The organism is Xanthomonas sp. SHU 199 (genome assembly GCF_000364665.1).
Classification (GTDB): domain Bacteria; phylum Pseudomonadota; class Gammaproteobacteria; order Xanthomonadales; family Xanthomonadaceae; genus Xanthomonas_A; species Xanthomonas_A sontii.
This window is the reverse complement of record NZ_AQOI01000475.1, coordinates 1-5405: the sequence shown is the minus strand read 5'-3', so window position 1 is coordinate 5405 and position 5405 is coordinate 1. Positions and strand designations below refer to the sequence as shown.

Below are 5405 nucleotides of genomic sequence, written 5' to 3'. Positions count from 1 at the left end.
GCGGCTCTTGTCCCCTTTTCGGGATCAGCCGCGACGCGCGATCGCCAAAACGTCACGACGGAAGCCGCTCCTGCGCCGGGTCGGCGATACTGTGTGGTCTCTCCCGCGCCCTGCCCGCCTCCGATGCCGTTCGCCTCCCTCGGCCTGTCGCCCGCGCTGTATCCCGCCTTCGCCGCCGCGCTCGCGCGCGTCGGCTGGCAGACGCCCACGCCGATCCAGCAGCAGGCCGTACCGCTCGTCGTCGCCGGCCACGATCTGCTGGCCATGGCGCAGACCGGTTCTGGCAAGACTGCGGCGTTCGCGCTGCCGTTGCTGCAGGCCTGCGCGCAGGCGGCCAGGCCGGCGCGCTCCACCCGCGTGCTGGTGCTGGTGCCGACCCGCGAACTGGCGGTGCAGGTCGCCGATACCTTCGTCGCGCTGGGCCTGGAATTGCCGCGGCGGCCGCGGGTGGTGGTGGCGGTCGGCGGCGTCTCGATCAATCCGCAGATGCTGGCGCTGCGCGGCGGCGCCGACGTGGTGGTGGCCACACCCGGGCGTCTGCTCGACCTGCTGGCGCAGCGCGCGCTACAACTGGACGCGGTGGCGCACCTGGTGCTGGACGAAGCCGACCGCATGCTCGACCTGGGCTTCGGCGCCGAACTGGAGCGGCTGCTGCAACTGCTGCCGCCGACGCGGCAGACCCTGTTGTTCTCGGCCACCCTGCCAGCCCCGATCGCGGCGCTGGCCACGCGCCTGCTGCGCGCGCCGCGACGCATCGGCGACGCCGCCGACGCCGCCCCGATCCCGGCGACGCTGCGCCAGCGCGCGATCGAGGTCGACGACGGGCGTCGCCTGGCGTTGCTGCAGCATTTGCTGGAACAGGAAGCATGGCCACGCGCACTGGTGTTCGTCGCCAGTCGGCGCAGCACCGAGCAGGTCGCCACGGCACTGAGCAAGGCCGGCATCGCCGCGCAACCGCTGCACGGCGACCTCGCCCAGGGCCGGCGTCAGCGCACGCTGGATGCGTTCCGCCAGCAGCAACTGCGCGTGCTGGTGACCACCGACCTGGCCGCGCGCGGCATCGACATCGCCGCGCTGCCGGTGGTGGTGAACTACGACCTGCCGCGTTCCACCGCGGACTACACCCATCGCATCGGCCGCAGCGCACGCGCCGGTGCCGAGGGCCAGGCGCTGAGCTTCGTCGACGCGGCCAGTGCCGCGCATCTGCGCCTGATCGAAAAGCGGCAAGGCGTGCGCGTGCCGCGCGAACGCATTCCCGGTTTCGAGCCGAAGCAAGCGCCAACCCCGGCCGCCGCGCCGGCCACGGAGGCGGCCGCCTCCACCGGCGGCATCAAGGGCAAGCGACCGAGCAAGAAGGACAGGCTGCGCGCGGCGCGTGCGCAGGACGGGGAGCCGCCCGCGAGCGGCTGAGCGGCGCCGCGTGGGCTGTACCACGCTTTACTGCGGCATCCGTCGCCACACAGACGCGTGCCGAGATCAGGCACGTTTCCGGCCAGAACATCAGAACGACCGCGTCGCCATGCGACGCGGGCTTGTCGGACGGATCCGACCAAGGACGCCGGGAGCGTCCGCGCCAACGCGTGCCACAGTCGGCCGTCCGGCCAGAAACGCCTGGAAGGCCTGCCGCACCGCGGCAAGCGCTGCGGCGATGCCAAAGGGCGCGGGCAGTGGCCTGGCGTCGCACGTCGATGCCACGGCGCCGCCCCCGGCGCGACAGGCACGCCGAATCGCGCTCAGTCCTCGAAGGGATCGTGCTCGCTTTCGTCCTGGCCGCCCTTGGCCCGCGGCGGCCGCGTGCACGCGCGGCTGCGGATCTCCACGTAGAACTGCTCGCCGCCGGCGGCGACCAGCGCGTCGACCGCACGCAGCAGTTCGGCCGGCGGCAGCACCGCGGCGGTGGCTTCCTCGGTGCCGAACAGGGTGTCGAAATCCCAGTAGTCCGCACCGGCCGGCAAGGTCTTGCGGCGCTCGCGGCGGATGTACTTGCGGATGTCGTGCTTGGCGGCATCGAGCAGGCGGTCGGGATGCTTGCCTTCGATGCGGAGCCGGTAGGTCTTCTTCACTGCGGGAAATCCTGGAAAGGGAATGCGGCGGTCATCGCAGGGCGACGGCGCGGCGGGCGCACCGACGGACGGCGCGTACGACGGCCGCCATGGTGCCAGAAGCGGCCACGCGCTGCGGATTGCGCGGATAATCGGCGCACGCCCCACGGCACGCAGGAGCCACCGATGACCGATCCGTCCGCTTTCGCGGGATACCGCGTGCTCGTCGCCGGCGCCAGCCGCGGGATCGGCCTGGCGATCGCCGATGCCTTCGCCCGCCATGGCGCCGCAGTGGCGATCTGCGCGCGCAGTCCCGCGCCGCTGGCCGACGCCACCGCGCAGTTGCAGCGCCACGGCCACCCGGTCGCGGCGCAGTGCTGCGATCTGGCCGACGCCGCGCAGATCCAGACCTGGGTGGCCCAGGCCGCGGACGCACTGGGTGGCATCGACGTGATGATCAACAACGCCTCCGGCTACGGCCATGGCGACGACGATGCGAGCTGGCAGGCCGGCTTCGACATCGACCTGATGGCCGCGGTGCGCTGCAACCGCGCCGCGTTGCCACAGCTGCGCGGCAGTGGTCGCGGCTGCATCCTCAACATCAGCTCGATCAACGGCCTGCGCCCGACGCCGCGGGTGCCGGCGTACTCGGCGGCGAAGGCGGCGCTGAACTACTACACGACCACCCTGGCGACGCAGCTGGCGCGCGAGCGGATCCGGGTCAATGCGATCGCGCCCGGTTCCATCGAGTTCCCCGGCGGCCTGTGGGAGCAGCGTCGCCAGCAGCAGCCCGAGCTGTACCGGCAGATCCGCGCGAGCATTCCGTTCGGCGCCTTCGGCGCGATCGACGATGTCGCCAACGCGGCACTCTTCCTGGCCTCGCCGCAGGCACGCTGGATCACCGGCCAGGTGCTGGCGGTGGACGGCGGGCAGTCGCTGGGCGCCTGAGGAAGGTCGCGCGCCCGGCCGGGTCCAGGCAAACGAGGCACCGCGGCGAAGAACTGCGTGACTGCTCGCGGTGCAGATGCGGGCGCCTACATCGCGCACGAACGTCCGCCCCATCGCAAAGCGGCTTCAATGTGCATCGCACGCAATGCTATGCACTCGCGCGCTCCAATCCCGAATCCCCAATCCCCAATCCCAGCTCCTAAACCAACTGCGCCGCATCGACGATCTGCACTCCCGGGCGCGGCTGCAGTGCGGCCGCGACCAGCGCCGCGGCGATGCGTTCGGCCGGATTGATCCGGTAGCGCCGCGGCAGCAGCGGTCCGAGCGCACGCAACACCACGCTGGCGGCATGCTCGCCGCGGCGGCGTTGCGCACGCTCGCCGCCGATCAGGCCCGGCCGCACCAGGGTCAGCGACGGAAAGCCGAGCGCGCGCAGGTCGTGTTCCAACTCGCCCTTGACCCGGTTGTAGAAGGCCCATGACTGCGGATTCGCGCCCAGCGCGGAGTTCAGCGCGAAGGCCTCGGTGCCGTGCTGGCGCAGCAGGTGCGCGATCGCCAGCGGATAGTCGTGATCGACCCGGCGGAACGCCGCGCGCGAGCCGGCCTGACGCATCGTGGTGCCGAGCGCGCAGATCGCCGCCTGCACCTGCCACCAGGGTGCCCGTGCCGGCAGCGCGTCGAAGTCGAGCACCGGGTTGTGCAGCTTGGGATGGATCATGGCCAGCGCGCGCCGGGTCGGCGCGATCACCGCGCTGCAGGCGGGGGCGGCCAGCAACTGGCGCAGCGCGTGGCCGCCGACCAGGCCGGTGGCGCCGGCGAGCAGGATTTTCATGGGGCGTCCTTGGAGGCTGGCGGGGGGAGGTGGCGACTATCGCAGGGGCGGCGGCAAGGCGTTGTGGGTGGGGTGTGCGTTGGAAGGCGGTCCATGAGGCGCTGCGCGACCGTACCCTCACCCCAACCCCTCTCCCGACGGGAGAGGGGCTTTGGCTTTTCCCTTCTCCCACCGGGAGAAGGTGCCCCGCAGGGGCGGATGAGGGTACGGGCGCCAGCCAGGCATCGCTCTTAAACGCCCGCATGCAGCCAAGCGCGCCAGCACAGGGCCGGCCGCTCGCCTCCAGGATCCATGAGGCGCTGCGCGCCCGTACCCTCACCCCAACCCCTCTCCCGACGGGAGAGGGGCTTTGGCTTTTCCCTTCTCCCACCGGGAGAAGGTGCCCCGCAGGGGCGGATGAGGGTTCGGGCGCCAGCCAGGTATCGCTCCTAAACGCCAGCATGCAACCAAGCGCCAGCACAGGGCCGGCCGCTCGCCTCCGGGATCCATGAGGCGCTGCGCGCTCGTACCCTCACCCCAACCCCTCTCCCGGGGGGAGAGGGGCTTTGGCTTTTCCCTTCTCCCACCGGGAGAAGGTGCCCCGCAGGGGCGGATGAGGGTACGGGCCCCAGCCAGGCATCCACCCGACACGGCAGCAATCGCTCCGCCTGCCCCCCCACACACGGTCGCCGCGCCGCAGCAGGTACGCCACAATAGCCGCCCCATCGCGCCGGCCGGCGCGCTGCAACCTGACGAGGAGCGGTTCGATGTTCGTGGTGTGCGGAGAGGCCTTGTACGACATCTTCATCGACGGCTACGCCGGCACCTCGGTCGCGATGACCGCGCGCCAGGGCGGTTCGCCGTTCAACGTGGCGATCGGCCTGGCCCGTCTGGGCGCGCCGTCGGCGCTGTTCACCGGCCTGTCCACCGATCCGCTGGGCCGCCAGCTGCGTGCCACCCTCGAAGGCGAAGGCGTGGCCCTGGACTACTGCATCGACAAGCGCGAGGCCACCACCCTGGTGATGGTCGCGCTCGACGCCGGCGGCGTGCCCAACTACGCCTTCTACGGCACCGGCTGCGCCGACCGCGCGCTGACCGAGGCCGACCTGCCGGCGCTGGACGCGCGCGTCGGCGGCCTGCATTTCGGTTCCTACACCCTGGTCGCCGAGACCACCGCCAGCACCTTCCAGGCACTGGCCGAGCGCGAGCGCGGGCAGCGGCTGATCTCGCTGGACCCGAACGTGCGGCCGACGGTGGAGCCAGACATGGCGGTGTGGCGCGCGCGGCTGGCGCGCTGGATCGCGCTGGCGCACGTGGTCAAGGTCAGCCAGGAGGACATCGAGCTGCTGTATCCGCAGCAGGATCCGTTCGCCATCGCCCGCAGCTGGCTGCAGCAGGGGCCGTCGCTGGTGGTGATGACCCTGGGCGGCGACGGCGCGGTGGCCTGGCGCGGCGACAGCGAAGCGCGCGTGCCCGGCCGCGTGGTGCAGGTGGTCGATACGGTCGGCGCCGGCGACAGCTTCCAGGCGGCGCTGCTGCAGCAGTTGCCCGATCCGGCCGCGCTGGCCGCGCTGGGCAGCGAGCCGGCCGCGCTGGAGCGCCTG

5 protein-coding genes are annotated in these 5405 nt (G+C 72.1%); 3 read left to right on the top strand and 2 right to left on the bottom strand.

What is annotated here, in order from left to right:
- The first annotated feature begins 123 nt into the window (after positions 1–123).
- Entirely contained in the window at positions 124–1410 is a 1287-nt protein-coding gene (locus tag D183_RS0114975; RefSeq protein WP_017909719.1) for a DEAD/DEAH box helicase, read from the top strand.
- A 323-nt stretch (positions 1411–1733) separates the two neighbouring features.
- Here the strand turns inward: D183_RS0114975 and D183_RS0114970 are convergent, their stop codons facing one another.
- The gene (locus D183_RS0114970; RefSeq protein ID WP_017909718.1) at positions 1734–2063 is read right to left on the bottom strand and encodes a DUF6172 family protein; all 330 of its coding nucleotides are present in this window, start codon (positions 2061–2063) and stop codon (positions 1734–1736) included.
- Positions 2064–2228: 165 nt separating this feature from the next.
- Here D183_RS0114970 and D183_RS0114965 point away from each other — a divergent pair, with 165 nt between their 5' ends.
- Positions 2229–2990, top strand: coding sequence for an SDR family NAD(P)-dependent oxidoreductase (locus D183_RS0114965; protein ID WP_017909717.1), 762 nt, complete (start codon positions 2229–2231; stop codon positions 2988–2990).
- A gap of 199 nt (positions 2991–3189) precedes the next feature.
- Here D183_RS0114965 and D183_RS0114960 read toward each other — a convergent pair whose 3' ends face one another.
- A complete protein-coding gene (locus D183_RS0114960; protein WP_017909716.1) occupies positions 3190–3822 on the bottom strand; it encodes an NAD-dependent dehydratase in 633 nt (210 codons plus the stop codon).
- 746 nt (positions 3823–4568) lie between these two features.
- Between D183_RS0114960 and D183_RS0114955 the strand changes: the two genes are divergently transcribed.
- Positions 4569–5405 (top strand): carbohydrate kinase family protein (locus D183_RS0114955; RefSeq protein ID WP_026144507.1); only part of this gene is annotated, 837 nt, incomplete at its 3' end.